Raw genomic sequence first — 23,571 nt, forward strand, 5'->3', positions numbered from 1 at the left:
TGGTGGACCCGGCTCGCACTGACCATGGGCGTGGAGCTGTGGCTGCTGTCCTGGGCCCCGGGTCAGGGCACCGAACCGCACGATCACGGTGGCGCCTCCGGATCGTTCACCGTCTCGATCGGCGAGCTCGACGAGGACTTCCGGCACGGCACCGGCCCCGTCCGCTCGACCAGCTGGCGCACCGGCGACACGGTCGCCTTCGGGCCGGAGCGCGCCCATCAGCTGCGCAATCGCAGTCCGCGGCCGGCGGCGACCGTGCACGCCTACTCCCCGCCGCTGCGACCGGTGCGGGAGTACCGCACCCTGGCCGATTTCAGCGGTGTGTGACCATGGGTGACCACGCCGGGAACACCCGATCGCACGACCGCTCAGGAGTGACAGGGATGAGTGCCGAGGATCTGCTCGCACAGGCGCGCGCCGGACTGGACCGGGTCGAGCCCGCCACCGCGGCACGCCGAGCGGCCGACGGCGCCCTGGTCGTCGATATCCGTCCACACGCCAACCGGCTCGCCGAGGGCGAAATCCCCGGTTCGGTCGTCGTCGAACGCATCGTGCTGGAGTGGCGCCTCGATCCCACCGGATCGCACCGGCTACCCGGTCTGACCGCCGACACCGAGGTGATCATCGTCTGCAACGAGGGATACGCCTCCAGCCTCGCCGCCGCCGACGTCCGGCGCCTCGGCCTGACCCGCGCGACCGACCTGGTGGGCGGGTTCCGCGCCTGGAAAGCCGCCGGCCTACCGGTGACACCCGGCGGGACGCCGGCCGTTCCCTGAGTCGGGAACCGTTGGCGCGCAAGGTAACCGGAATTGCCGCCGGCGATACCCGCGGCCACGACGCTGCGGTGTGGTGCGGCACCGCGACGGCAGCCGGCGTCGCCGCAGGAGCCGGAAGCGGCTCATGGTGCGTCCGTTCCCTGCGGCGACCGTATCCGAAACAGCGTTCGACGGGTCGTGACTCCGCCGCGCGCCACCCGATATTCGGAACACCGGAGCAGCGGGATGGGTCCCGCCGCAAGTTCCTGCCCGGCAAGGCCTTTCGGGCAGGTCGCCGTCCGGGCGCGGAGGTAGGCGGTGGCGGACCGACTCCGGCGGCCGTCGGGGGTCAGGCCTGGATGACCTCGACCCGCACCAACGCGCCCGGCGAGTCACAGCCGGCCCAGGACTGGTTCTGCCCGTACTGCGCCGGGCCGTACTTCCAGTAGGTGAACGGGATGGGCCACGCCACGCACGTCAGCTTCACCTGATGCCAGGTCGGCAGCTCGCGATTGGACATCCCGCCGGTGTTGAAGATGTTGTAGACGTGACAGTTGGCCTGCCACACCGGAACATCGGCCTGGGCCGCACCTGCGCCGGCCAGCGCGGCGGCAGCAGTGGCGGTGGCGATGACGGCCCCGGCAGCCAGTCGCTTCACAGATTTCATGTCGAACCTCCCTGAACGGTGTTGCCAGAGAGATCGCTGGACATTTGCGAGCGTTACTCGGTTCCCGAAACCTCGGTCGCAGAGCGGATCCCGGACGGGCCCACACACGCTGCGCACGATCGCGGCCACAGGCAGGTCGACGCCGGGCTGCCACCGATATGGCCATCACCTCTCACGGCGCGAGCTGTCGTCGTGCCGAGTCTCCGCCGACAGACCGGCCCCCACCTCGGCAGTTACGCTCGGCCGCCCCCTTCTGCTATCGTCTCTCCAGCATCCCTGGGTGCAGGCCGGTGTAGTTTAGTGGTAGAACATCAGCTTCCCAAGCTGAGAGTGCGGGTTCGATTCCCGTCACCGGCTCTCGAAAAAGCCCCTCTCCGAGGGGCTTTCGCCGTTTTCGGGCTGTCCGGACCCGGCCGGCAGTCGACGGGCGCGCCGACTGCCGGATCGCTGCCGGTTCCCCGAGTTCGTCGCCGGATCCGGACCTCAGGGCCGTCGCCGCACCCCGATAGCCGCACTCCGACCGTGGGGACTCGGTCGCCCGGCGCTGCGCACCGAGCATGTGAAACGAATTTCGGCCGGAAGGTTAGGCGGAGCGGTTCGTGGCTACCCCCCTCGAAGTGTCCTGGGTGCCGACGGGACCCGATCGGGTCGAAAACCCTCGGCACCAATAGTTCGCACCACCCCCCGACCGACTGTGACGACGGTGGAAGGAAACCGAACAGATGCTCATGCTCACGCCCACTGCCATCGAGGCCGTTCGCAGCATTACCTCCGCGGACGGCATGCCGAGCGATGCCGGGCTGCGGATCTCCAGCACCGACGGCGCGGAGACCCTGCAGCTGGCCGTGGCCGCAGGCCCGGCCGAACAGGATCAGGTCCTGAATCCGGAGGGCCCGCGGGTCTTCCTCGACGCGCAGGTCGTCGACTTCCTGGACGACAAGGTCCTCGACACCGGGCTCGACCCGAACGGACAGGGGACGTTCATCCTCGCCCAGCAGGAACCACAGGCCTGACTGTGCTGCGCGCCCCGGCCGGATTTCGTCAGTCCGGCCAGACCGGGCTGCGCTTGTTCAAAAAGGCATCCATCCCCTCGCGTGCGCCCGGGAGCTGGGAAGCGGCCGCCATCACCTCGACAGCGAGCGTGTAGGCGTCCGCCTCCGGCCGGTCCAGTTGGGCGTAGAGGGTGCGTTTGCCGAGGGCTTTACTGGCCCGGCTGCCACGGGTGGCCCGGGCCAGTAGCTCGTCGACGGCCGCGTCGAGGTCGGCGTCGGGAACGGCCCGATTGATCAGGCCCCATTCGACGGCGGTGCGCGCGTCGATGGGGTCACCGGTCAGCGCCAACTCCATCAACCGCTTGCGGCCGATCGCCCGAGCCACGGGGACCGCGGGGGTGTGGCAGAACCAGCCGCCTTTCCCGCCGGGCAGGGCGAAACCGGCCGATTCTGCCGCCACCGCCAGATCGCAGGAGGCGACCAATTGGCAGCCGGCGGCGGTGGCGAGCCCGTGCACCCGAGCGATCACCACCTGCGGCACGGACTCGATCGTGGTCATCACCTCGGTACACAGCTCCAGCAGCTCGCGGACACCGAGCAGATCACGGGCCGCCACATCGGCGAAATCGTGCCCGGCGGAGAAGACCGGCCCGTTGGCCGCGAGCACGATGCCAGTGGCGTCGCTCTCGCCGGCGGCGCGCAGGGCCGCCGCCAGCTCGGCGAGATGTTCGCCCGAGAGCGCGTTGCGCCGATCCGGGCGGTTCATCGTGATTCGCGCGGTCGCACCGACGCGCGTGCAGAGCAGGTGCTGATACTCCGTGGTGGTCATACCCCACGGTAGATCGGACTACTGCGGCGGTTGCGGCGCCGCCACACATTCGGTGGCGATCTTCTGGGTGGCCGAGCGCGCCTTGTCGGCGTCGTCCTTGCTCAGCCCGCCCATGGAGCCGTCGGTGGCCTGCGCATTGCCACCGGGCTTGGTCATCTTGCGCAGCCCGTCCTGGGAAATGCCTTCGTCCACATAGAGTTTCGCGGCGCAATCGGCGAGTTTCGCATCCTTGAGGCCGCTGGCCTGCAGGGACTTCGACAGGTCGGCCTGGGTGACGGGCGGCTGCGAGTCCTTGTCGGAGCTGCAGGCGCCCAGGAGCGGCAGCGCGATGCAGGCGGCGGCGATCAGCGAAATCCTCAACTGTTCCTCAATTCTCAGGCGTATCAGCTATGCCGACCCGGGCCGGGGCGCGGGCCGCCGAGGTGATCCTGCCGCATCGAACGGCTCCGCAACAGTCCGAGGCCGCGAAACCGGATGCTTCACAACCCGAATTCGAGCGAACCGGCACTCACAGATCCATCGCCGCGCGCAAGGCGGTATCGAGCCGCTCGACCGTCTCGTCGTCGACCGCGCCCAGTCGCTCCACCAGCCAGCCGCGGTAGATCCGCCCGAGATTTCCGGCATGCACCCAGCCGTGCCCGGGAATGCTCACCGCGAGAATGTCCAGCGGGTCCTCGGCGAGCAGTTCGGCCGCGATCAGCCACGGCCGCGCCGATTCGTTGATCCCGTCACTCGAGATCAGAACGATGTTGCGGCGCCGCGCCGAACCGTGTGGGGTGTAACTCCAGAGTTCACCCCTGCGCACGCATCTCCTCCTCGGCGGCCCGCAGCTCCGCTTCGTCCGCCTCGGCGAGGGCGAGCGGATCGGGCGCCGGACCACAGCCGGTGCGGACCGCTTCACGCCGCGCGGCCCGGGAAATCCACGCCGACGGGGACATGCCCGCCCGCGCCGCGGCCTGCTCGGCATACGACCAGGCCGCCTCGTCCAGCGATAAGGTCACCTTACGAGTTGCCATACCTTTCATCCTACCGCCGATCGGGTCGGCATCGGATCTGTTGGCGAGCCGCCAATGATTGCTAGGGTGTCCCCGTTCCTCGTCGGCGTCCGAGTCTCGGTGCGGGAGTTGCGAAATGATGTTGAACCACCACCGGGTCGGCACCGGTGAGCCGTTGGTCCTGATCCACGGCGTCGGTAGCCGCTGGCAGGTATGGGAACCGATCATCGATACGCTCGCCACCGGCTTCGACGTGATCGCGGTGGACCTGCCGGGCTTCGGGGGTTCCGATCCCTTACCGCGGACGACCGTCGACACGCTCACCGACGCGCTACACGCCTTCCTGGTGGAACAGGGCATCGAGCGCCCCCACCTGTCGGGCAATTCGATGGGCGGGCTGATCGCCCTGAATCTCGGTGCCCGCGGCATCGCCGCCTCCGTGAGCGCGTTCTCCCCGATCGGGTTCTGGTCGGACAGCGGACGGATCTGGTGTCAGCAGGCGCTCGGACGCGCGGCCACGATCGGCCGGGTCCTGCGGCCGCAACTACCCGCACTGCTCGGCACTCCCGCGGGCCGCACCGCGCTGCTCGGCATCGTCTTCGGGCGACCGTGGACGCTGGACGCCCGCACCGCCGTCGACACCGTCGACGGCGTACTCGGCGCGCCCGGCTTCCGCCCGGCGCTGGCGTCGTTCGATCAGGCCCGACTGCGCGACGGCGGTCGACTCTCCCGCATTCCCGTCACCATCGCCTGGGGTAACCGCGACGTCCTGCTCACCTATCGCCCCCAGAGCAGGCGCGCCCGGCAGTGGTTGCCGGCCGCCCGCCACGTCACACTGCCCGGCAGCGGCCACACCCCCTTCTACGACGACCCGGCCGGTTGCGCGAAGATAGTGCTCGAGCAGGTGCCTACCGATCGGTAACCGTGGTGGGCTCGACCCGAGCAGCACGGAGACAGCGATGAGCAACATATCCCTGACCTTCGACGGAGACCGCGCCTACGTCGAACTCGACCGACCCGACAAACACAACGGCCTCACCCTCGAGATGCTGAACGATCTGGTGCGGGTGGCGCGAGTGATCGGACGCCGCAACGAAATTCGCGCGGTGATCCTCTCCGGTAACGGCCCCAGCTTTTCCAGCGGCCTCGATATCGCGAAGGCGACCGGCGATCCGCTGAGCATTCTGCGCAATTTCGTGCCGCTACCGTGGCTGGGCACCAACACATTTCAGGAAGCCTGCTGGGCCTGGCGGCGACTACCGCAACCGGTGATCGCGGCGGTCCACGGCCATTGTTTCGGCGGCGGCCTGCAATTGGCCCTGGCCGCCGATTTCCGTTTCGCCGCACCGGATTCCGATTTCTCGGTGATGGAAGTCGCGCACGGGTTGATTCCGGATATGTCCGGCGCGGTCACCCTGTCCCGGTTGATCGGCGTCGACAAAGCATTACTGCTGACCCTGACCGCCGACCCGGTCGATGCCGCGTACGCGGCCCGCATCGGCCTGATCACCGAGGTCAGCGACGATCCCCGGGCGGACGCCGAGAAATTGGCCGACCGCATCGCGGCCCGCCCGGCGCCGGCCGTGGCGGCCGCCAAACAATTGTTCGAGCGCAGCTGGCAGGCCGGAACTCGCCGCACCCTGGGCATCGAGCGCGCGACACAGATACCACTGCTGGTACGTCAGGCGCTCGGCCGTAGGTAGATCCGACAAAGAACACACGGCCAGAGCGGTAATTCCCCGAAAACACGTCCGGGAAACCCGATATTCATCGATTCGCTGTTAGCATTTTCACACTTTGCCAGCGAAGCCGATGACGGATGCGGGCATCGGCGAGAACGGGAAGGGCCACCGATTTGTCCAAGACCGTCTCCGTCCTGCTGTCGGCGATGGCCGGCGCCTCCGCGTTGCTACTCACCGTGACCGCGCCGGCCGCTGCCAATCCCAATGCCATCAATCCCATTCCGGTCCTCAACGGCACCAACGGGTTACCGAATCTCGTGGGACGCAGCCGGGCCGTATTCCAAGTGACCGGCATGGCCAGCCCCAACGCCACCGAGAACTACAACGTGCTCGGCACCGATCTGGGCATCATGTGGGACAACGGCAACGGGGAAATGCTCACCGCATTCGGCGATACCGCCGGCGTCGGCCTGCCGAATCTGCTCGCGGGCAGCGTCTGGGCCTGGCGCAGCAATATCCTGGTCCGCAGCCACACCCAGGATCCGTCCGGCGGCATCTATTTCGACAGCGCCGTGCGCGACATATTCGGACAGGCCCGTGACCTGATCCCCAGCCCGAAAATCCCGTTCATCGAGATCAGCCGGATCCCGACCGCGGGTATCTCGGTCGACGGCGTGCAGTACATGAGCCTGATGTCGGTCAAGAGCTGGGACGACGTCGGCCAGTGGACCACGAACTTCTCGGGCCTGGCCGCCTCCGCCGACAACGGGGAAACCTGGGCCGACCTCGATTTCACCCGGCGGCCCAACGAAGGCGGCAACGCCAACTTCCAGATGAACGCGTTCGTGAAGAGCGGCGGCTGGGTGTACGAATACGGCACCCCGTCGGGCCGCAACCACAACGCCTACGTCGCGCGGGTGCGCGAGCACGACATTCAGAATCTCGCCGAATACGAATACTGGGACGGCGGCGCGTGGCGTAAGAACGACGTCAATGCCGCGCGGCCGATCACCGGCGGCGTCGGCGAGATGTCGGTGATGTGGAACGACTACCTCGGGCAGTTCATCATGTTGACCACCGATCCGTGGAATTCGGTGGTGATGCGCCGCGCCTCGTCGCCGGAGGGCCCGTGGAGCCCACCCGAGGTGCTGATCGATACGCGGGAATTGCCGACCGCGTACGCGCCGTCGATCTTCCCGTATCAAACCGGCCGGGAACTGTATTTCCTCACGACGGTGCACAGCCAGTACAACGTCATACTCATGCGGACAACCCTGTAATCGCGGTTCGCGCTGTCGGCCCCGGTGGGGCGGGCGGCGCCGAGAAGCCGACCGAAATGCGCGACGCCGAGCCCATAGACTCGGCTCATGGACGCCGCCGAATGGGACGAGCGCTACGCGCAGAGCGAATTGGTCTGGGGCGCACCGCCGAATGCGACCGTGGTGGAACATATCTTCGGTCTCGAGCGCACGATTCACCTGGTGCCCGACGCCCCCGGCGAAGCGCCGCCCGAACTGCCGCGCGCGTTGGATCTCGCGTGCGGTGAGGGGCGGCACGCACTGTGGCTGGCCACCCACGGCTGGCAGGTGCGAGCGGTCGACTTCTCCCAGGTCGGCATCGACAAAGGGCGGACGGTCGCATCGCGGCTGTCCCGGTCGGTCCGCAGCCGGATCACCTGGGAGTGTGCGGACGTCACCGATCTGCCCGGCGCCGGAATCGACGGGCCGTTCGAGTTGGTCCTCGCCGTCTACCTTCACCTGCCCGCCGGCCAGCGGCGTGCCCTGCTGCTCGCGGCGGCCGAGCGGCTCAGCCCGGGCGGCACGCTGCTGGTTCTCGGCCATGACAGCACGAATATCGCCGACGGTTTCGGCGGGCCGCAGGATCCTTCGATCCTCTTCACTCCGGACGACGTGGTAGCCGATCTCGCCGGCGCGGAGAACATTCGGATCGACACCGCCCAACGGGTACTACGCGAAACCGAGGGGCGCGATGCCATCGACGCCCTCGTCGTGGCGACCGCGACGGTGCCCGATCTGGCCGAACAGGCGACAGCCACCCCGGACGACTGAGCCGCCGGGGTGGCGACGCGTCACAGTCCGGCGCTGCCGGTGGGTAGCGGCGCCGGACTGTGAGACGGTGCGGGCGGGTTCCCGCCCGGGTGATCGAACAGATCGTGGCCGAAGCGGTCCCGTCCGAAGCGGTCGCGGCCGAACCGGTCGTATCCGAAGCGGTCGTAACCGGACCGATCCCGGCCGAAGCGGTCGTAACCGGCCCGATCCCGGCCGAACCGGTCGTAGCCGAGATGGTCGTAGCCCGCGCGATCCCGGCCGAACCGGTCGACGCCTTGGGCGTTGTAACCATCGACGCCGAACCCGTCGGCACTGCACGGCGGTGCCGCCCCGCAGGGAACACTCGCTTCCGCCGCACCCGCCGCCGCCACGGATCCGACCGCGATACCGACGGCCGCCACCGCGGCGCAGGCGAAACCGAGAACCGGGCGGCGCGCCACGCGGATACGATTCGACGCTGCGATCATGGGATCTGTCTCCTCTCGAAATCCCGACCGCCACCGACGGTATCCGCGGCACATCGACAGCGCATCGGGGTTTACCCGGAGATGTGGTCCGAGATGGGCTGGCGTCGAGCCGATTTCGAACCGGCACCCACTCGCCGCCGGCTGGTGGTTCAGTCGATCGTCGCCCACCGCCGCAGCCACGGCTCGACGGTCGCGGCGATCAGATCGAATCCGCTGCGGAAGGAATGGGGCTGGCCCGGAATCACTTTCACCTCCGCGGCGTCGGAGGGGTCGGGGATACCGAACGGGTCGCGTTCACCGTTGATCACCACCACGTCGACGTGTTCGGCTGCCGCCAGCAGTTCCGCGCGCCGCGTCTTCTCCGGCTTCCCCGGCGGATGCAACGGAAACGACAGCGCCAGAACGCCTTTCGCACCGGATTCGACCGCGGTGCGGCAGGCTACCCGCGCTCCGTTGCTGCGACCGCCCTGGATCAGCGGCACTCCGGGCGTCCGAGCGCGCAGCGCGCCGACGATATCCAGCCACGCGGCATCCTGCAGCTTCGCCGACCCGGGCGCCCGCTTCCCCGCGGCCCGATACGGCTGGACCACCCGAGCGACGACCCCGCCCAGCGCGAGGGCGCGATCGCGGACGGCGAGCAAGTCCTCAGCTTCCACTCCGCCACCGGACCCGTGCGTGAGCAGCAGCAGAAAACGATCGCCGGCGCCCCGGTCGATCTCCACCTCGGCCTCCCCCGCAGTCGTTTCGATGCGCACGTGGTCCACGGTAGTTCGCGCCCCGGATGCCCGGCGGGTACGCCATGCCGGCCCACCGGGCGCCGGCAGCAACCGTCGCGCATACTCGACTGCTCAACCTCACTCCGCCGGGGTGATCACGGTGAGCCGTCGCGCCCGTGTTCATCTCGTCACATCGCCCGGTCAGCGCTTTCCATCCCCATTACCCATCGGTAATATACGGTGTAAGTTACCCGCGAGTAGAAGGCGGATCATCCGGTCGACTACCCGGTGTGGAAACACATGGGCGGGAACGGCACATACACCGACCGCACCGACTCAACGGAGAGTGAGTAACAGAGATGGGCCATTACAAGAGCAACGTCCGCGACCTGGAGTTCAACCTCTTCGAGGTGCTGGGCATCGGTTCGGTGCTGGATTCCGGCGCCTACGGTGACCTCGACAGCGACACCGTGAAGAACATCATCGACGAGGTCCGCCGCCTCGCCGAGGGCCCGGTCGCCGAGTCCTTCGCCGACGCCGACCGCAACCCGCCGGTGTTCGACCCCAACACCCACAGCGTCTCCATTCCGGAGTCGTTCAAGAAGTCCTTCAAGGCCTACCAGGAAGCGGGCTGGAACAAGGTCGGCCTGAACGAGGAGCTCGGCGGTCTGCCCGCCCCGCGTGCGGTGGTCTGGGCGCTCAACGAGATGATCCTGGGCTCCAACCCGGCCGTCGCGATGTACGCCGCCGGCGGCCCGTTCGGCCAGATCTTCTGGAACAACGCCACCGACGAGCAGAAGAAGTGGGCCGAGATCGCCGTCGAGCGCAACTGGGGCGCCACCATGGTGCTGACCGAGCCGGACGCCGGTTCCGATGTCGGCGCCGGCCGCACCAAGGCCATCCAGCAGGAGGACGGCTCCTGGCACATCGAGGGTGTGAAGCGCTTCATCACCTCCGGTGACTCGGACGACATGTTCGAAAACATCTTCCACCTGGTGCTGGCCCGCCCCGAGGGCGCCGGCCCGGGCACCAAGGGCCTGTCGCTGTTCTTCGTGCCGAAGTTCCACTTCGACTTCGAGACCCAGACCCTCGGCGAGCGCAACGGCGTCTTCGTCACCAATGTCGAGCACAAGATGGGCCTGAAGGTCTCGGCCACCTGTGAGGTCACCTTCGGCGGCCACGGCATCCCGGCCAAGGGCTGGCTGGTCGGCGAGGTCCACAACGGCATCGCGCAGATGTTCGACGTGATCGAGAACGCCCGAATGATGGTGGGCACCAAGGCCATCGCGACCCTGTCGACCGGTTACCTGAACGCGCTGGACTACGCCAAGCAGCGGGTGCAGGGTGCGGATCTGACCCAGATGACCGACAAGACCGCCCCGCGCGTCACCATCACCCACCACCCGGACGTGCGCCGCTCGCTGATGATGCAGAAGGCCTACGCCGAGGGCCTGCGCGCGATCTACCTCTACACCGCCGCGCACCAGAACGAGGACATCGCGCAGCTGGTCTCCGGCGCCGACAAGGACCTCGCGTTCCGCGTCAACGACCTGCTGCTGCCGATCGTCAAGGGTGTCGGCTCGGAGCGGGCCTACCAGTACCTGACCGATTCGCTGCAGACCTTCGGTGGCTCCGGCTTCCTGCAGGACTACCCGATCGAGCAGTACATCCGCGACGCGAAGATCGACTCGCTGTACGAGGGCACCACCGCGATCCAGGCGCAGGACTTCTTCTTCCGCAAGATCGCCCGCGACCGCGGCGTGGCGCTGGCCCACGTGGCCGGCCAGGTGCAGAAGTTCATCGAGTCGGAGGCCGGCAACGGTCGTCTGAAGGCCGAGCGCAAGCTGCTGGCCACCGCGCTCGAGGATGTGCAGGCCATGGCCGCCACCCTGACCGGGCACCTGATGGGCGCGCAGGAGAACCCGAAGGAGCTGTACAAGGTCGGCCTGGGTTCGGTGCGCTTCCTGATGGCCGTCGGTGACCTGCTGATCGGCTGGCAGCTGCTGCGCCAGGCCGAGGTCGCCATCAAGGCGCTCGACAACGGCGCCACCGGCTCGGACGTCGCGTTCTACAACGGCAAGGTCGGTGTGGCGCAGTTCTTCGCCCGCAACGTGCTGCCCGAGCTGACCGCGACCCGCACCGTGCTGTCCAACCTGGACAACGACATCATGGAGCTCGACGAAGCGGCCTTCTGATCGGCTTCGCGACCAGCGCATGAGTCCAGTGGCCCCGCCTTCCGAATCCGGGAGGCGGGGCCACTGTCGTATCCGGCTCCCGCTGCCTTTATCCGGTTCCGCAGGCGATTCGGTGCGACGCGCACCGCACGCCCGCACCGCCGGTCCTGCACCTGGATTCGGTCCGGGTAATAATGACCGCACTGGAGTACCCCGGGGGTCTGGTGCGCCATACATAAACCGAGACAACCGAGACAGCGCCGTACGCAACCGGTCCGACGCCACTTTCGTCGGCATATCGCCCGCAGCCGACCGCGGACGGGCACAATACCGACGGCGCGACTCATGGAAGGAATTCGGAATATGAGACGACTGTCCGCACTGGCTGGAGCTTGCGCGGCGGTCGCGCTGCTGGGCCTGACCGCATCACCGGCCGGAGCCGACCCGAACAACATCAACCCCATTCCGGGCCTCAACGGCATCAACGGATTGCCCCATCTGCCGGGCCCGACGCAGGCGGTCTATCAGGCCACCGGTATGGCCTCGCCGAACCGGACCCAGAACCAGAACGTGCTGGGCACCGACCTCGGCATCATGTGGGACGACGGTCGCGGGCAGATGATCACCGCCTACGGGGACACCGCCGGGCTCGGGGTGCCGAACATCCTGGCCGGCAGCATCTGGGCGTGGCGGTCGAACGTGCTGTTCCGCAGCCCGGCCGGCGCCGACCCGGCCAATGGCCTGAACTACACCAGCTTCGTCGACAACCCGCTGCCCAGCCCGAAGATCCCGGGCATCGAGATCAGCTTCATTCCGACCGCGGGCATCTCGGTCAACGGGGTGCAGTACATGTCGATGATGTCGGTGCGGGAATGGGGTCCGGACGGCCACTGGGACACCAACTTCTCGACGCTGGCGGTCTCCGGCGACGACGGCCAGACCTGGGCCCAGCTGCCCACCACCCGGCGCGGCAACGAGGGCGGCTTCCAGAACTTCCAGCAGAACGCCTTCCTGAAGGCCGACGGTTACGTCTACAAGTACGGCACCCCGGCGGGCCGCAACAATCCGGGATTCATCTCCCGGGTCAAGGAAGCCGATATCGCCAACATCGACGCCTACGAGTACTGGGACGGCGGCGCCTGGAAGCCGAAGGACGCCAACGCCGCCAAGCCCATCGTGGGTGGCGTCGGCGAGCTCTCGGTGCAGTGGAACGCGCATCTGGGCCAGTACGTCATGCTGACCACCGATCCGTTCGACTCCGTGGTGATGCGGACCTCGCCGAGTCCGGAGGGCCCGTGGAGCGCACCGCGGGTGCTGATCGACGTGCGCGATCTGCCGACCATGTACGCGCCGATGATCTATCCGTACCAGACCGGCAGTGACCTGTACTTCCTGCTCACCATGCACAACCAGTACAACGTGGTGCTGATGCGGACGCCGCTGTAGGCGCAGCCGCCGCGGACGAGAAAGGCTCCGTGCGGTTGCCGGGTCGGGGGTCTGGCAACTGCACGGAGCCGATCTGAATATCGGGGCCGCGCCCCGGGCGTTACACGGATCCTCGGCGATACCGAAGAAATTCTCGATCGGGCACCGAGGACACCCGATTTGCCACCGAGGACAATCGGGAATGGTCGCGACGCACGTGGCGAACCGCCGAGGCTCGCCCACGACTCGAGGAGATGAGAATCGCATGCAGCTGGGAATGATCGGGCTCGGTCGGATGGGCGGCAACATCGTGCGGCGCATCGTCAAGGACGGGCATACCGCGGTCGGCTACGCCCGGCACGAGGACCAGCTCGTGGAGTTCACCGGCGAACTCGGCGAGAGTTTCCAGGGGGCGACCGACTATCCGACATTCGTCGGCCTGCTGGAGAAGCCACGGGTGGTCTGGGTGATGATTCCGGCCGGGGCGACCGGCGCGGTCATCGACGAGGTCGCCGAACTGCTGGAACCGGGCGACATCATCATCGACGGCGGCAACAGCCGCTACCACGAGGACATCGCGCGAGCGGAACGCCTGAAGCCGAAGGGCGTTCACTACCTCGATATCGGCACCTCGGGCGGCGTGTGGGGCCGCGATCGCGGCTACTGCCTGATGATCGGCGGCGAGGCCGAGCCGGTGGCTCACATCGAGCCGCTGCTGAAGTCGATCGCGCCGGGTGTCGACGCCGCCGAGCGCACCCCGGGACGCACCGGTGAGCCGTCGCCGGCGGAGCAGGGTTATCTGCACTGCGGTCCGGCGGGCGCCGGTCACTTCGTGAAGATGGTGCACAACGGCATCGAGTACGGGGCGATGGCCGCCTACGCGGAGGGCCTGAACATCCTGCACAAGGCGAATATCGGAAACCGAAGCGACGACGAGCATTCCGCGGAGGTCACTCCGCTCGAGAATCCCGAGTACTACCGCTACGACATCGACGTACCCGAGGTGACGGAGGTGTGGCGCCGCGGCTCGGTGGTCGCGTCCTGGCTCCTGGATCTGACCGCCGCGGCCCTGCACGCCGACCCCGAATTGAGCAGCTTCGGTGGGCGGGTCTCGGATTCCGGTGAGGGCCGCTGGACCATCCACGCCGCGATCGACGAGGGGGTGCCGGTGCCGGTGCTGTCCACCGCCCTGTACGAGCGGTTCTCCTCGCGCGGCGAGGCACTGTACGCGGACAAGGTGCTCTCCGCGATGCGCAAGGCGTTCGGCGGACACAACGAGCTGCCGGGGCAGTGACACGCGGAGATGAATGCCGAAGGCCCCTACCGCGTTCGCGGTAGGGGCCTTCGACTGCGGTTCAGCTCAGGCTCTGAACGGCTCGGCCGACCATGTCCAGAACGGCCAGTGGCCCGAAGGTGAGCAGATAGCCCAGGCCCCACAGGAATGCCATCGGATACTCCTTTCGTCTCGCCCGACCGTGCTGCGGCTCAGTCGAATTGGCGGTCCAGCCATTCGATCGTCTGCATGCCGAACAGGTCGGTACCCCAGCCGTAGAGATCGGTCAGCATCTTGACCATCGAGCAGTCCGTCGGCTGGTAGGTGACATCGGTTCCCTGCGCCCGGTACGTCTCGGCGAGATTGCGGGAATCGGCCGCCGGGACCAGCGACATCGGCGAATCGTCCTTCGCGCAGGAGGTGATCAACACCTTCGAGGTCGGCGCGCCGGATTCACCCAGTTCGTTGTCGTCGAACACATGCTGGAAGGCGGGCTCGTCGGCCGGACTCAGACCGGAGTTGAACATCGCCCGCAGCGGGATGAACGGCATGCTGAAGTAGGCGTCCTGGCATTGCCCGCGGAATACCTTCGCCACCGCCAGCCCGGCCGGATTCAACTTCGAATCCAGTTGCATCTCCGGATATTTCGGTTCCAGCCCGAGCAGGGTCGCGAAGGCGAAACCGGAGCCGACCGAACCGTCGGCTATCCGCATGAAGTTGCGCTGATCGACCACCATGCCTTCCAGCACAGCGGATTTCACGTTCAGCTCGGGCGCGTAGGTCGGCTGCAGTTCCGCCGAGAAGCCGGCGCCCACACCGCCGCCCGCGATGCCGAACAGCGCCACCTGAGCCTGCGGATCGAGCCCGGCCTCGCGGAAGTTCAACGCCGCCCGGGTGCCGTCGAGCTGGGTGTGCGCGGCGTACTTGCCGGCGAAGACGCCGTGTGGCGCGCGATCGGCGTCGTTGCCGACATCGGAGATCATCACCGCGTAGCCCTTGCCGAACATCAGCGCCAGCGGGCCGAGCGCCGACCAGGATGCGCCGTCGAGCGGATCGCCGCCCGTCCACTGCGTGCTGGGATGGCAACTCCAGCCGACACTGTCGTTGGCCTCCTGATAGGAGACGACGTGTTTCTCGTTGGCGGGCTTGCCGTCTCGCGGAATCATCAGAATCCCGGTGCTGATCGCCGGGGTGACACCGTCACGTTCCGTGGTGACGTACATCAGTTTCCAGGCGTCGAGGTTCGCCGGCTTCACACCGGTGAACATGACGTCGACCTTCTTCGCCTTCAGGACCGTGCCGGGCCGCTCCGAACCGGTGAGCGGCGGCTCCTGATAGAACGGATCGTCGGCGCGCAACGCCTGAAACGCCTCCTGCGGGCTCGCCGGGGTGGCGCCCTGTAGCGAGCCCACCACGAACCCGTTGAAGACCTGCCCCAGACTCGGTGTCTGCGGCGGAACCGGTTCGGCGACCGCCGTCGCGGCCGGCCCCGACCCGACTCCGGCACAGACCAGTGCGAGCGCCGCGGTCACCGCCGCCACCCTGCTCCTACGCATGTGCAGCCTCCTGATTCTCGCGGGCGATCATCGGATCGACCCGACTACTGTTCGAGCCGGACACCCGGTCGGGCCGACGAGTGAGCTTCGCAGGATCACTCATCGGCCCTCCGGTGCCTATGCGGGACACCCGCACCCGGTCGGGCCGACCAGTGAGCTTCGCAGGACGACTCATCGGCCCTCCGGTGCCGGTGCGGGCGTGATGGTCAGCTCCTGGGCCGCCGAACCGAGCAGCTGGGGGATGTTCAGCAGCGGGCGGTGCGATTCCAGTTGCACCTCGTAGGGGGTTCGGAGGGTGGCTTCCAATGCGGGCCAATTGTTTTCGACCTGCCACTTGTATTTCGGCAGCAGCTCGGTGGTGATGTAGTCCCAGCGGTCGTCCAGCACCGACCAGTTCCAACCAGGAAGCGGCAGGGTGAGGATCATGGCGCGACCGTCGGCGGCGGTGAAAGGCACCCGCACGGGCCGGAATTCGCGCGGCGGCACCACCCCGGCGACCGACGGCGATCCCGCCGCCCCGCTGAGATAGGTGATCGCCTCGCCGACCGAACCCTTGTAGTTGCGCACCTCGTCCCACTGCGCTCCGATGGCCCACTGCTGTTCGCGGCGCAGCAGCACCGCATTACCGGCGGCGATCCGATCGCGGTCACCGGAGGCAACATCACGCCAGGCGCCCATGATGTCCTCGCCGAACAATCCGGCTCGCTCGAATTCCGCCAGCGCGGGCAGGCCGCCGGTGACGTAGGCATCGTGCATCGGCATCAGGTCGGAGAAGATGTTCTTCTGCATCACGAGGATCATTCCGAGGATCCACTGCAGATCCTCCGGTGTGATGCGCGGCGCGGCATCGGCGAGGGCGCGCAATCCCTCCGGGAGCATGGCCACGGCCTGCGGACCGGCCGCCTGCTGTACCGCGCCGAGGACGGCGTGGGCGGCATCGGCGATGCCGGGCAGGTCGTAGATGCCGCCCATCAGTTCGGCATCGAGCAGACCACCGCCGAAGTCGGCGCCGACCTGACCACCCATTCCGGCCCACTGCAATTCGCGGTGGTCGAGCTGCAGGTTCTCGTAGTAGCGGTAGGACTTGATCAGGTTCTCGCGGTTGGCCTGGACCCCGGTCCGCGGGTCCCAACCACGCAGATCGATGCCGGCCTTCTCGGTCGCGTCGACCAGCCAGTACTGGTACAGCAGCGCGGCATAGCGGTTCGGTGCGACACCCGCTGTCCGCGCCTCGTCCAGCAGCCGGCCCAGTTCGGCGTGATCGTAGGGCAGTTCCGGATTCACTCCGCCGGGCGCTTGCGCGGCATTGCGGTTGACCAGCGGCAGGTCCAGATATCGGTCGAGTTCGGGGGTGGCGACAGCGGGAGCGGCGGTCAGCACGCCCACTCCGACCACCGTCGCGAGAAGCAATCCCGCGCCGCGCGCGATTGCGCTGATACGCATCGTGTTTCAGCCTTTCGCTATCGGTTCGATGATGGATCGGCGGATTTCTTCCGCGATCGGTAGCGAATCAATAGCCGTAGGCGATGACCACCGGCTCATACCGCGAGTAGTGGGCATGTTCGGCCATACTTCATTGCTGACCAACTACCGACCGTCAGGTTACCGAGACATTACCAATGCCTGTTACAGCCGATATTCGACGCCGGAGCGCGCGTTGATCGGTACGACTTTTCCGCTACCGGATGGAATTAGCTGGTAGTTGACCATTTATCCAGTGAAAGCCGGTTTCCGGTGCCGGTTTCGGGACCGGAGCTACGGATGACAGTTATCACAATTCGATAACAAGGGCATAACCGCGAATCTGCGTGAACCCCGGTGACGCCCGCGAAACCGGGGTCGGGACGCGCGCCACGCGCCGCCGTGCGGGGTGCGGGACGCGGCAACCCGGGGTGCGGATGTCGACCGCGGGTAGGTTCCGGCGCCGCGAGCGGCTACGGTCGGTCCATGCGCAACGTCGCCGGGATCGTTCTCGCAGTAGCCGCAGTCGCCCTCGCCGGGTGCTCCGGTGGGGGCAGTTCCTCCTCCACCACCACCCCCGGTGCCGGCTCCGGCACCGCCACCGGCACCCGCACCACCGCCGCGACGACCACCACGAGCAGCCAACAGGACTGCGCCGCAGGCTATCTCGCCCAGTTCACCACGCGGCAGAAGTTGGCACAGCTGCTCACCGTGGGTGTCGAGAACACCGCCGACGCCGAACAGGTCGTCCGGGGGGAACAGGTCGGCGGCATCTTCGTGGGCAGCTGGACCGATCAGTCGATGCTCTCCGACCAGGGTCTCGAGCAGGTGAAAGCCGCCGCCCGCACCCCGCTGATGGTGACCATCGACGAGGAGGGCGGCCGGGTGTCTCGGCTGAAGAACCTGATCGGGCCGGCCCCGTCGGCGCGGGTCGCCGCCCAGACCATGTCGGCCGACGAGTACTACCAGCAGAGCCTGGCCCGCGGGCAGGCGATGAAGAAGCTCGGCATCACCGTCGACTTCGCGCCCGACGTGGACGTCAGCGACGAGCCCGACGACGCCGTGATCGGCGACCGGTCGTATTCGCAGGACCCGCAGATTGTCACCGAGTACGCGGGCGCCTACATCCGCGCGATGCACGATGCCGGGATCGGCGCGGTGATGAAGCACTTCCCGGGCCACGGGCACGGATCGGGCGATTCCCACACCGGCGCGGTCCGCACACCCCCGCTGGATCAGATGCAACAGGTCGATCTGGTGCCGTTCCGGAATCTGATCGACTCCGGGGCTGCCGTGATGGTCGGCCATCTGGACGTGCCGGGACTGACGGCGCCCAATGTTCCGGCCAGCATCAGCCCACAGGCGATGGCCCTGCTGCGCCAGGGCACCGGCTACGGCGCCAAGCCCTACGACGGACCGATCTTCACCGACGATCTCAGCGGCATGGCTGCCATCACGGCCCGGATGGGCATCGAGGAGGCGGTCGCCGCGGCCCTCGAGGCCGGGGCGGACGATGCGCTGTGGATCAGCACCGATGCGGTCACCTCGGTGTTGGACCACTTGGAACAGGAAGTGCGCGACGGGAAGCTCACCATGAAGCAGATCGACGATTCCGTGCTGCGGGTGGCCAAGTTCAAGGGCATCCAGCTCCCCTGCTGACCTCGCCGAGCAGCGAATCGGGGGCAATTCGTTGCTCCCGGAAACTTACCTTGGAGTAAGATAGGGGTTTCGATATGGGCTAGGAGTGTGCATGGCAGGCGGAACGAAGCGGCTTCCCAGGGCGGTTCGTGAGCAGCAGATGCTGGACGCCGCCGTCGAAGTCTTCTCCCGAAAGGGATATCACGACACCTCGATGGACGCCATCGCGGCCGAAGCCAAGATCTCCAAGCCGATGCTGTATTTGTACTACGGCTCCAAGGACGAGCTCTTCCGAGCCTGCATTCAGCGGGAGAGCGTGCGATTCATCGAAGCCGTCGCGGTGGCCGGGAACCCGAAGCTGACCCCGCACGAACAGTTGCGGGCGGGTCTCGAGGCCTTCCTGTCCTACGTCGACACCAACCGGCTGTCGTGGTCGGTGCTGTACCGGCAGGCGCTCGGGCAGCAACCGTTCGCCTCGGAAATCGCCAACAGCCGCGAGCGGATCATCGAGCTGACCGCGAAGCTGCTGGAGTCGAGCGCCAAATACGCCGAGCCCGGAACGGATTTCGATATCGTCGCGGTCGCCGTGATCGGCGCGGGCGAGGCCATCGCCGACCGCATCGCCAGCGGTGAGGTCGATGTCGCCAGCGCGGTCGACCTACTGGACAATCTGGCCTGGCGCGGTCTGGCCGGTAAGAAGAAGGCCGAATAATCCCGAGCAACGTCCGACGGTGAGCGACCGGCTCCCGCCGGCGCGCCACGGCACAGCCGGGGGCCGATCGGCGACAGCCGCACACCTTTTCGGCTTCGCCGCATATCGAATCCCCCATGCGATCCGATATGCGGCCGCCGAAAAGATGTGCGGCTGTCGGGCCGGACGCTGCTCAGCGCAGCGTCGCGGTCAGATGAGGGTAGCCCTTCTTCGGGTGCTTCAGGGACAGTTCCCAACCCTCGGCGGTCTGGTCGGCGTAGACATTGACCGTCGACGGCAGCAGGATCGGCTTGCCGAATTTCACCGCGTAGGTCGCCTCCGCGGGCACCCGGCCCTCGATCACACCGAGGATCGCGGCGGCCGACCACATCCCGTGCGCGATCGAGCGCGGGAAGCCGAAGGCCTTCGCGCCCAACGCCGACATGTGGATCGGGTTGCGGTCACCGGAGGCGGCCGCGTAGCGATGGATCATCGCCTGGTCCACCTTCAGTGTGCGCAACGGCGGCGGGGGCACCTCGTCCGGCTTGGGAGCCGGCTTGGGACCACCCGACAGCGAGGTGCGCTGCTGGTGCAGGAAGGTGGTGACCTGCCGCCACACCAGCTCACGCCCCACGCGGATCTCGCTGATCGCGTCGACCAGCAGACCCTTCGGATGCTCCCGCAGATTCTCCACGTGCGCGTGGATGTCCAGCGGCTCGCTGACCGAGATCTCGCGGGTCCGCTCGATCAGGTTCTCCGCGTGCACGGCGCCGACGGCGACGAACGGGAAGTCCCGCGCCACCACCAGCTGCATCACCACCGGGAAGGTCAGCACGAACGGATAGGTCAGCGGCAGCGCGTCGCCGAAGCGCAGGCCGGTCGCATGGCAGTAGGCGGCCAGATGGTCGGGGTCGACCCGAACGCCCGTCAATTCGATTTCGCGGTCCGGGATTTCGGACTTGCGCGCCGAAATCAACGGCAGCGGAACGGCACCCAGCGCGGCCTTGAGGTACAGGCTGCCGGTCTTCGGGGGCGCGTCCAGCGAAATGGTCCGGTTCGCCACGTCAGGCTCCGATCATGGCCTGGCCGCAAACGCGAACGACGTTGCCGTTCACCGCGTTCGAGGCCGGGCTGGCGAAGTAGGCGATGGTCTCGGCGACGTCGACGGTCTGGCCGCCCTGCAGCAGCGAGCTGAGCAGCCGGCCGGCCTCGCGGGTGCCGACCGGGATGGCGGCGGTCATCGCGGTTTCGATGAAGCCGGGGGCGACGGCGTTGATGGTGATGCCCTTCTCGGCCAGCTTCGGCGCCTCGGCGTTCACCATGCCGATCACACCGGCCTTGGAGGCGCCGTAGTTGGTCTGGCCGCGGTTACCGGCGATACCGGCGATCGAGGACACGTCGATCACCCGGCCGCCCTCCTTCAGCGCGCCCTTGGCCACCAGGCCCTCGGTAATGCGGTGCGGCGCGGCGAGATTGACGTTGAGCACCGCGTCCCAGCGGGCGGCGTCCATGTTCGCGAGCAGCTTGTCGCGGGTGATACCGGCGTTGTGCACGATGATGTCGATACCGCCGAAGCGCTGGGTGGCGAATTCGGCGATCTTGTCCGCGGCGTCGGGTGCGGTCACGTCGACGGCGAGGGCGGTGCCACCCACCTTGTTCGCGGTCTCCGACAGCGCCTCACCGGCGGCCGGGATGTCTGCGACGATCACGGTCGCGCCGTCGCGGGCGAAGACCTCGGCGATGGTGGCGCCGATACCGCGCGCGGCACCGGTGACCACGGCGACCTTGCCGGCCAGCGGCTTGGCCCAGTCGATACCGGCGGCGGCGTTGTCGTCCTTGCCGACCCGGAAGACCTGGCCGTCGACGAACGCCGACTTGGCCGAGAGGATGAAGCGCAGGGTCGACTCCAGCCCGGTGGCGGCCGCGGCGGCCTCCGGGTGCAGGTAGACCAGGTTGGCGGTGGCGCCACGCAGCAGTTCCTTACCGACACTGCGGGAGAAGCCCTCCAGCGCGCGCTGCGCGATCTGCGCGTCGACGCTGCCCGCGAGCTCCGGGGTGGTGCCGATGACGAGGACGCGACCCGACGGCGCGATCGAGCGCATGGCCGGCTGGAAGAATTCGAACAGCTGCCGCAATTCCTCAACGGTGCCGATGCCGGTGGCGTCGAACACCAGGGCGCCGAATTTCACGCCCTGGGTGGGGGCGTCGACGAAGGTGTAGTCCGACAGCAGGGTGCGGGCGGCGTCGGCGACGCGGCCCTTACCGCCGAGCAGTACCGGGCCGGGCAGCGGCGGCTCGCCCGGGGTGTAGCGGCGCAGCTTCTCCGGCTGCGGCAGACCCAATTTTCCGGCCAGGAACGCGCCGGGTGCGGAATTGACGAAAGACCCGTAGAGGTTGGGAGCGCCCTTGCTCTTGCTGGCTGCCACTGTTCCTACCTTCTCCTCGTGTCGAATGTGGACCGCTGCCGATTGTGGATTCGGTGCACCCCGCGCGGTGTAGCCCACATCTACGGGGTACGGTGTCGACAATTAACTTACTCCAGAGTAAGTTTAATGTAAACCGACGCAACCGCCAGCAGTCCAGTCGGCCGGGGCGCCGACGCCGACAGTCCCCAGCACCCGACATTCCCGGCCGAAGACCAGATAATCCGACGAGACAGTGGAGACTCGAGTGACTACCAAAGCCCGATCGGCGAAGACCACAACATCGAGCAGCCGGGCGAAGAACGCCAAGCAGGCCCGGCCCGTCGCCGTCCTCGGCGGTAACCGCATCCCGTTCGCTCGCTCCGACGGCCGCTACGCCCACGCCTCCAACCAGGACATGTTCACCGCCGCGTTGAACGGCCTGGTGAGCCGGTTCGGGCTGCAGGGTGAGCGGCTCGGCATGGTCGTCGGCGGCGCGGTGCTCAAACGGGTCGGCGAGCACGGCATGATCCGGGAGAGCGTGCTCGGCAGCGAACTGTCGCCCTACACCCCGGCCCACGACCTGCAGCTGGCCTGCGGCACCGGCCTGCAGTCGATCGTCACCGTGGGTGACGGCATCGCGCTCGGCCGGATCGAGGCCGGTATCGGCGGCGGCACCGACACCACCTCCGACGCGCCCATCGGCGTCAGCGAATCCATGCGTGAATGGATGCTCGACGCCAACCGCGCGCGCAACAACAAGGACTACGTCAAGCTGGTCGGCCGGTTGCGCCCGAGCATGGTCGGCATCGAGATCCCGCGCAACGCCGAACCGCGCACCGGGCTGTCGATGGGTGAGCACGCGGCCATCACCGCCAAGGAATTCGGCATCGCCCGCGAGGCGCAGGACGAGCTGGCCTACCTGTCGCACAAGAACATGGCCGCCGCCTACGACCGCGGCTTCTTCGACGATCTGGTCACCCCGTTCCTCGGTCTGACCCGCGACGACAACCTGCGCCCGAACTCATCGCTGGAAAAGCTGGCCACCCTGAAGCCGGTCTTCGGCAACAAGCTCGGCGACGCCACCATGACCGCCGGCAACTCCACCCCGCTCACCGACGGCGCCTCCGCGGTGCTGCTGGGCAGCGAGGAATGGGCCGCCGAGCGCAACCTCGAGCCGCTGGCCTACCTGGTCGACAGCGAGGTCGCCGCGGTGGACTACGTGTGGGGTCCGGACGGCCTGCTGATGGCCCCGACCTACGCCGTCCCGCGCCTGCTCGCCCGCAACGGCCTGACCCTGCAGGATTTCGACTACTACGAGATCCACGAGGCATTCGCCTCCGTCGTGCTGGCCACCCTGCAGGCATGGGAGTCCGACCAGTACTGCAAGGAGCGCCTGGGCCTCGACGGCGCCCTCGGCTCGATCGACCGCAGCAAGCTCAACGTCAACGGCTCCTCGCTGGCCGCCGGCCACCCGTTCGCCGCCACCGGCGGCCGCATCATCGCCCAGACGGCAAAGCAGTTGGCGGAGAAGGGTTCCGGCCGCGCACTCATCTCCATCTGCGCCGCCGGCGGCCAGGGCGTGGTCGCCATCCTGGAGCGCTGATTCACGAAACCGCTTCGGCGGCATAGGTTTCGGTGAATATCGCGGCAGCGCCGGTTCGTTCGACAACGAGCCGGCGCTGTTCGATATCGACGCGACACGCAGCCGGTTCCGGTCAGCCCGGATGGCGATATCTCGGCCTGGACACCGCCCGGCTCGGCGAGGCTACCCAACCA

The 23,571-nt window shown here is 67.6% G+C and carries 24 protein-coding genes and 1 tRNA gene; 14 read left to right on the forward strand and 11 right to left on the reverse strand.

The annotated features are described in order from the left end of the window. On the forward strand, window positions 1–327 hold a 327-nt coding region (locus ON37_RS25090; protein ID WP_040722789.1), incomplete at its 5' end, for a cysteine dioxygenase. 56 nt (window positions 328–383) lie between these two features. Further along, complete coding sequence (locus ON37_RS25095; protein ID WP_040722791.1) at window positions 384–776, forward strand: rhodanese-like domain-containing protein; 393 nt, start codon at window positions 384–386, stop codon at window positions 774–776. Between the two features lie 328 nt (window positions 777–1,104). Here the strand turns inward: ON37_RS25095 and ON37_RS25100 are convergent, their stop codons facing one another. Next, entirely contained in the window at window positions 1,105–1,422 is a 318-nt protein-coding gene (locus tag ON37_RS25100) for a hypothetical protein (RefSeq protein ID WP_040722792.1), read from the reverse strand. A gap of 286 nt (window positions 1,423–1,708) precedes the next feature. Between ON37_RS25100 and ON37_RS25105 the strand changes: the two genes are divergently transcribed. After that, window positions 1,709–1,779 (forward strand) — tRNA-Gly (locus tag ON37_RS25105). Between the two features lie 365 nt (window positions 1,780–2,144). After that, window positions 2,145–2,435 (forward strand): hypothetical protein, encoded by a 291-nt coding sequence (locus ON37_RS25110; RefSeq protein ID WP_040722794.1) that lies wholly within the window; start codon window positions 2,145–2,147, stop codon window positions 2,433–2,435. 28 nt (window positions 2,436–2,463) lie between these two features. Here ON37_RS25110 and ON37_RS25115 read toward each other — a convergent pair whose 3' ends face one another. From ON37_RS25115 to ON37_RS25130, 4 genes are all read right to left on the reverse strand, one after another. Then, window positions 2,464–3,243, reverse strand: a complete 780-nt coding sequence (locus ON37_RS25115; protein WP_040722795.1) for an enoyl-CoA hydratase-related protein — start codon at window positions 3,241–3,243, stop codon at window positions 2,464–2,466. An 18-nt stretch (window positions 3,244–3,261) separates the two neighbouring features. Then, window positions 3,262–3,603: a hypothetical protein gene (locus ON37_RS25120; RefSeq protein WP_040722796.1), complete on the reverse strand. Its 342-nt coding sequence runs from the start codon at window positions 3,601–3,603 to the stop codon at window positions 3,262–3,264. A 148-nt stretch (window positions 3,604–3,751) separates the two neighbouring features. Then, window positions 3,752–4,048, reverse strand: coding sequence for a hypothetical protein (locus ON37_RS25125; RefSeq protein WP_040722797.1), 297 nt, complete (start codon window positions 4,046–4,048; stop codon window positions 3,752–3,754). After that, the gene (locus ON37_RS25130; RefSeq protein ID WP_040722798.1) at window positions 4,035–4,259 is read right to left on the reverse strand and encodes a hypothetical protein; all 225 of its coding nucleotides are present in this window, start codon (window positions 4,257–4,259) and stop codon (window positions 4,035–4,037) included. The genes ON37_RS25125 and ON37_RS25130 overlap by 14 nt, the downstream gene beginning before the upstream one ends. A gap of 115 nt (window positions 4,260–4,374) precedes the next feature. Here ON37_RS25130 and ON37_RS25135 point away from each other — a divergent pair, with 115 nt between their 5' ends. The 4 genes from ON37_RS25135 to ON37_RS25150 all read left to right on the forward strand — a co-directional run bounded on the left by ON37_RS25135 (window position 4,375) and on the right by ON37_RS25150 (window position 7,989). Further along, window positions 4,375–5,160 carry an alpha/beta fold hydrolase gene (locus tag ON37_RS25135; RefSeq protein WP_040722799.1) on the forward strand — a complete coding sequence of 262 codons (786 nt, stop codon included), beginning with the start codon at window positions 4,375–4,377 and terminating at the stop codon, window positions 5,158–5,160. 37 nt (window positions 5,161–5,197) lie between these two features. Continuing rightward, window positions 5,198–5,941 carry a crotonase/enoyl-CoA hydratase family protein gene (locus ON37_RS25140; protein ID WP_040722801.1) on the forward strand — a complete coding sequence of 248 codons (744 nt, stop codon included), beginning with the start codon at window positions 5,198–5,200 and terminating at the stop codon, window positions 5,939–5,941. Between the two features lie 185 nt (window positions 5,942–6,126). Continuing rightward, window positions 6,127–7,200 (forward strand): glycoside hydrolase family 183 protein, encoded by a 1,074-nt coding sequence (locus ON37_RS25145; protein WP_373282085.1) that lies wholly within the window; start codon window positions 6,127–6,129, stop codon window positions 7,198–7,200. Window positions 7,201–7,287: 87 nt separating this feature from the next. Beyond that, window positions 7,288–7,989 carry a class I SAM-dependent methyltransferase gene (locus ON37_RS25150; protein WP_040722803.1) on the forward strand — a complete coding sequence of 234 codons (702 nt, stop codon included), beginning with the start codon at window positions 7,288–7,290 and terminating at the stop codon, window positions 7,987–7,989. Between the two features lie 20 nt (window positions 7,990–8,009). Here the strand turns inward: ON37_RS25150 and ON37_RS25155 are convergent, their stop codons facing one another. Together ON37_RS25155 and ON37_RS25160 are read right to left on the reverse strand one after the other, a co-directional pair. Continuing rightward, entirely contained in the window at window positions 8,010–8,456 is a 447-nt protein-coding gene (locus tag ON37_RS25155) for a hypothetical protein (RefSeq protein ID WP_040722804.1), read from the reverse strand. A 149-nt stretch (window positions 8,457–8,605) separates the two neighbouring features. Next, the gene (locus tag ON37_RS25160; protein ID WP_040722840.1) at window positions 8,606–9,211 is read right to left on the reverse strand and encodes an alpha/beta hydrolase family protein; all 606 of its coding nucleotides are present in this window, start codon (window positions 9,209–9,211) and stop codon (window positions 8,606–8,608) included. Between the two features lie 320 nt (window positions 9,212–9,531). On the opposite strand from ON37_RS25160, the gene ON37_RS25165 reads away from it, so the two are divergent. From ON37_RS25165 to gnd, 3 genes are all read left to right on the forward strand, one after another. Next, a complete protein-coding gene (locus tag ON37_RS25165; RefSeq protein ID WP_040722805.1) occupies window positions 9,532–11,367 on the forward strand; it encodes an acyl-CoA dehydrogenase in 1,836 nt (611 codons plus the stop codon). A gap of 342 nt (window positions 11,368–11,709) precedes the next feature. Next, on the forward strand, window positions 11,710–12,792 hold the full coding sequence (locus ON37_RS25170; RefSeq protein WP_040722841.1) for a glycoside hydrolase family 183 protein: 1,083 nt from the start codon (window positions 11,710–11,712) through the stop codon (window positions 12,790–12,792). 244 nt (window positions 12,793–13,036) lie between these two features. Continuing rightward, window positions 13,037–14,065 carry a phosphogluconate dehydrogenase (NAD(+)-dependent, decarboxylating) gene (gnd, locus tag ON37_RS25175; protein ID WP_040722807.1) on the forward strand — a complete coding sequence of 343 codons (1,029 nt, stop codon included), beginning with the start codon at window positions 13,037–13,039 and terminating at the stop codon, window positions 14,063–14,065. A 191-nt stretch (window positions 14,066–14,256) separates the two neighbouring features. Here gnd and ON37_RS25180 read toward each other — a convergent pair whose 3' ends face one another. Together ON37_RS25180 and ON37_RS25185 are read right to left on the reverse strand one after the other, a co-directional pair. Further along, window positions 14,257–15,600: a lipase family protein gene (locus tag ON37_RS25180; RefSeq protein ID WP_040722808.1), complete on the reverse strand. Its 1,344-nt coding sequence runs from the start codon at window positions 15,598–15,600 to the stop codon at window positions 14,257–14,259. Between the two features lie 171 nt (window positions 15,601–15,771). Beyond that, on the reverse strand, window positions 15,772–17,043 hold the full coding sequence (locus tag ON37_RS25185) for a hypothetical protein (RefSeq protein ID WP_040722809.1): 1,272 nt from the start codon (window positions 17,041–17,043) through the stop codon (window positions 15,772–15,774). 504 nt (window positions 17,044–17,547) lie between these two features. Between ON37_RS25185 and ON37_RS25190 the strand changes: the two genes are divergently transcribed. After that, a complete protein-coding gene (locus ON37_RS25190; RefSeq protein ID WP_040722810.1) occupies window positions 17,548–18,720 on the forward strand; it encodes a glycoside hydrolase family 3 N-terminal domain-containing protein in 1,173 nt (390 codons plus the stop codon). 91 nt (window positions 18,721–18,811) lie between these two features. Then, window positions 18,812–19,411, forward strand: coding sequence for a TetR/AcrR family transcriptional regulator (locus ON37_RS25195; RefSeq protein ID WP_040722811.1), 600 nt, complete (start codon window positions 18,812–18,814; stop codon window positions 19,409–19,411). A gap of 172 nt (window positions 19,412–19,583) precedes the next feature. Here ON37_RS25195 and ON37_RS25200 read toward each other — a convergent pair whose 3' ends face one another. Together ON37_RS25200 and ON37_RS25205 are read right to left on the reverse strand one after the other, a co-directional pair. Next, complete coding sequence (locus ON37_RS25200; RefSeq protein ID WP_210741315.1) at window positions 19,584–20,432, reverse strand: MaoC family dehydratase; 849 nt, start codon at window positions 20,430–20,432, stop codon at window positions 19,584–19,586. A 22-nt stretch (window positions 20,433–20,454) separates the two neighbouring features. Beyond that, complete coding sequence (locus ON37_RS25205) at window positions 20,455–21,816, reverse strand: 3-oxoacyl-ACP reductase (RefSeq protein ID WP_040722813.1); 1,362 nt, start codon at window positions 21,814–21,816, stop codon at window positions 20,455–20,457. Between the two features lie 244 nt (window positions 21,817–22,060). Between ON37_RS25205 and ON37_RS25210 the strand changes: the two genes are divergently transcribed. Beyond that, entirely contained in the window at window positions 22,061–23,398 is a 1,338-nt protein-coding gene (locus ON37_RS25210; protein ID WP_040722815.1) for an acetyl-CoA C-acetyltransferase, read from the forward strand. The last annotated feature ends 173 nt before the right edge of the window (window positions 23,399–23,571 follow it).

This window comes from Nocardia veterana NBRC 100344 (genome assembly GCF_000308855.1).
Taxonomy (GTDB): domain Bacteria; phylum Actinomycetota; class Actinomycetes; order Mycobacteriales; family Mycobacteriaceae; genus Nocardia; species Nocardia veterana.

Coding starts and splice junctions, on each gene's coding strand:
- ON37_RS25165 (WP_040722805.1), top strand. CDS start 9,532: ATGGGCCATTACAAGAGCAACGTCCGCGACCTGGAGTTCAACCTCTTC.
- ON37_RS25170 (WP_040722841.1), top strand. CDS start 11,710: ATGAGACGACTGTCCGCACTGGCTGGAGCTTGCGCGGCGGTCGCGCTG.
- gnd (WP_040722807.1), top strand. CDS start 13,037: ATGCAGCTGGGAATGATCGGGCTCGGTCGGATGGGCGGCAACATCGTG.
- ON37_RS25180 (WP_040722808.1), bottom strand. CDS start 15,600: ATGCGTAGGAGCAGGGTGGCGGCGGTGACCGCGGCGCTCGCACTGGTC.
- ON37_RS25130 (WP_040722798.1), bottom strand. CDS start 4,259: ATGGCAACTCGTAAGGTGACCTTATCGCTGGACGAGGCGGCCTGGTCG.
- ON37_RS25135 (WP_040722799.1), top strand. CDS start 4,375: ATGATGTTGAACCACCACCGGGTCGGCACCGGTGAGCCGTTGGTCCTG.
- ON37_RS25185 (WP_040722809.1), bottom strand. CDS start 17,043: ATGCGTATCAGCGCAATCGCGCGCGGCGCGGGATTGCTTCTCGCGACG.
- ON37_RS25095 (WP_040722791.1), top strand. CDS start 384: ATGAGTGCCGAGGATCTGCTCGCACAGGCGCGCGCCGGACTGGACCGG.
- ON37_RS25100 (WP_040722792.1), bottom strand. CDS start 1,422: ATGAAATCTGTGAAGCGACTGGCTGCCGGGGCCGTCATCGCCACCGCC.
- ON37_RS25150 (WP_040722803.1), top strand. CDS start 7,288: ATGGACGCCGCCGAATGGGACGAGCGCTACGCGCAGAGCGAATTGGTC.
- ON37_RS25195 (WP_040722811.1), top strand. CDS start 18,812: ATGGCAGGCGGAACGAAGCGGCTTCCCAGGGCGGTTCGTGAGCAGCAG.
- ON37_RS25110 (WP_040722794.1), top strand. CDS start 2,145: ATGCTCATGCTCACGCCCACTGCCATCGAGGCCGTTCGCAGCATTACC.
- ON37_RS25190 (WP_040722810.1), top strand. CDS start 17,548: ATGCGCAACGTCGCCGGGATCGTTCTCGCAGTAGCCGCAGTCGCCCTC.
- ON37_RS25140 (WP_040722801.1), top strand. CDS start 5,198: ATGAGCAACATATCCCTGACCTTCGACGGAGACCGCGCCTACGTCGAA.
- ON37_RS25155 (WP_040722804.1), bottom strand. CDS start 8,456: ATGATCGCAGCGTCGAATCGTATCCGCGTGGCGCGCCGCCCGGTTCTC.
- ON37_RS25115 (WP_040722795.1), bottom strand. CDS start 3,243: ATGACCACCACGGAGTATCAGCACCTGCTCTGCACGCGCGTCGGTGCG.
- ON37_RS25145 (WP_373282085.1), top strand. CDS start 6,127: ATGGCCGGCGCCTCCGCGTTGCTACTCACCGTGACCGCGCCGGCCGCT.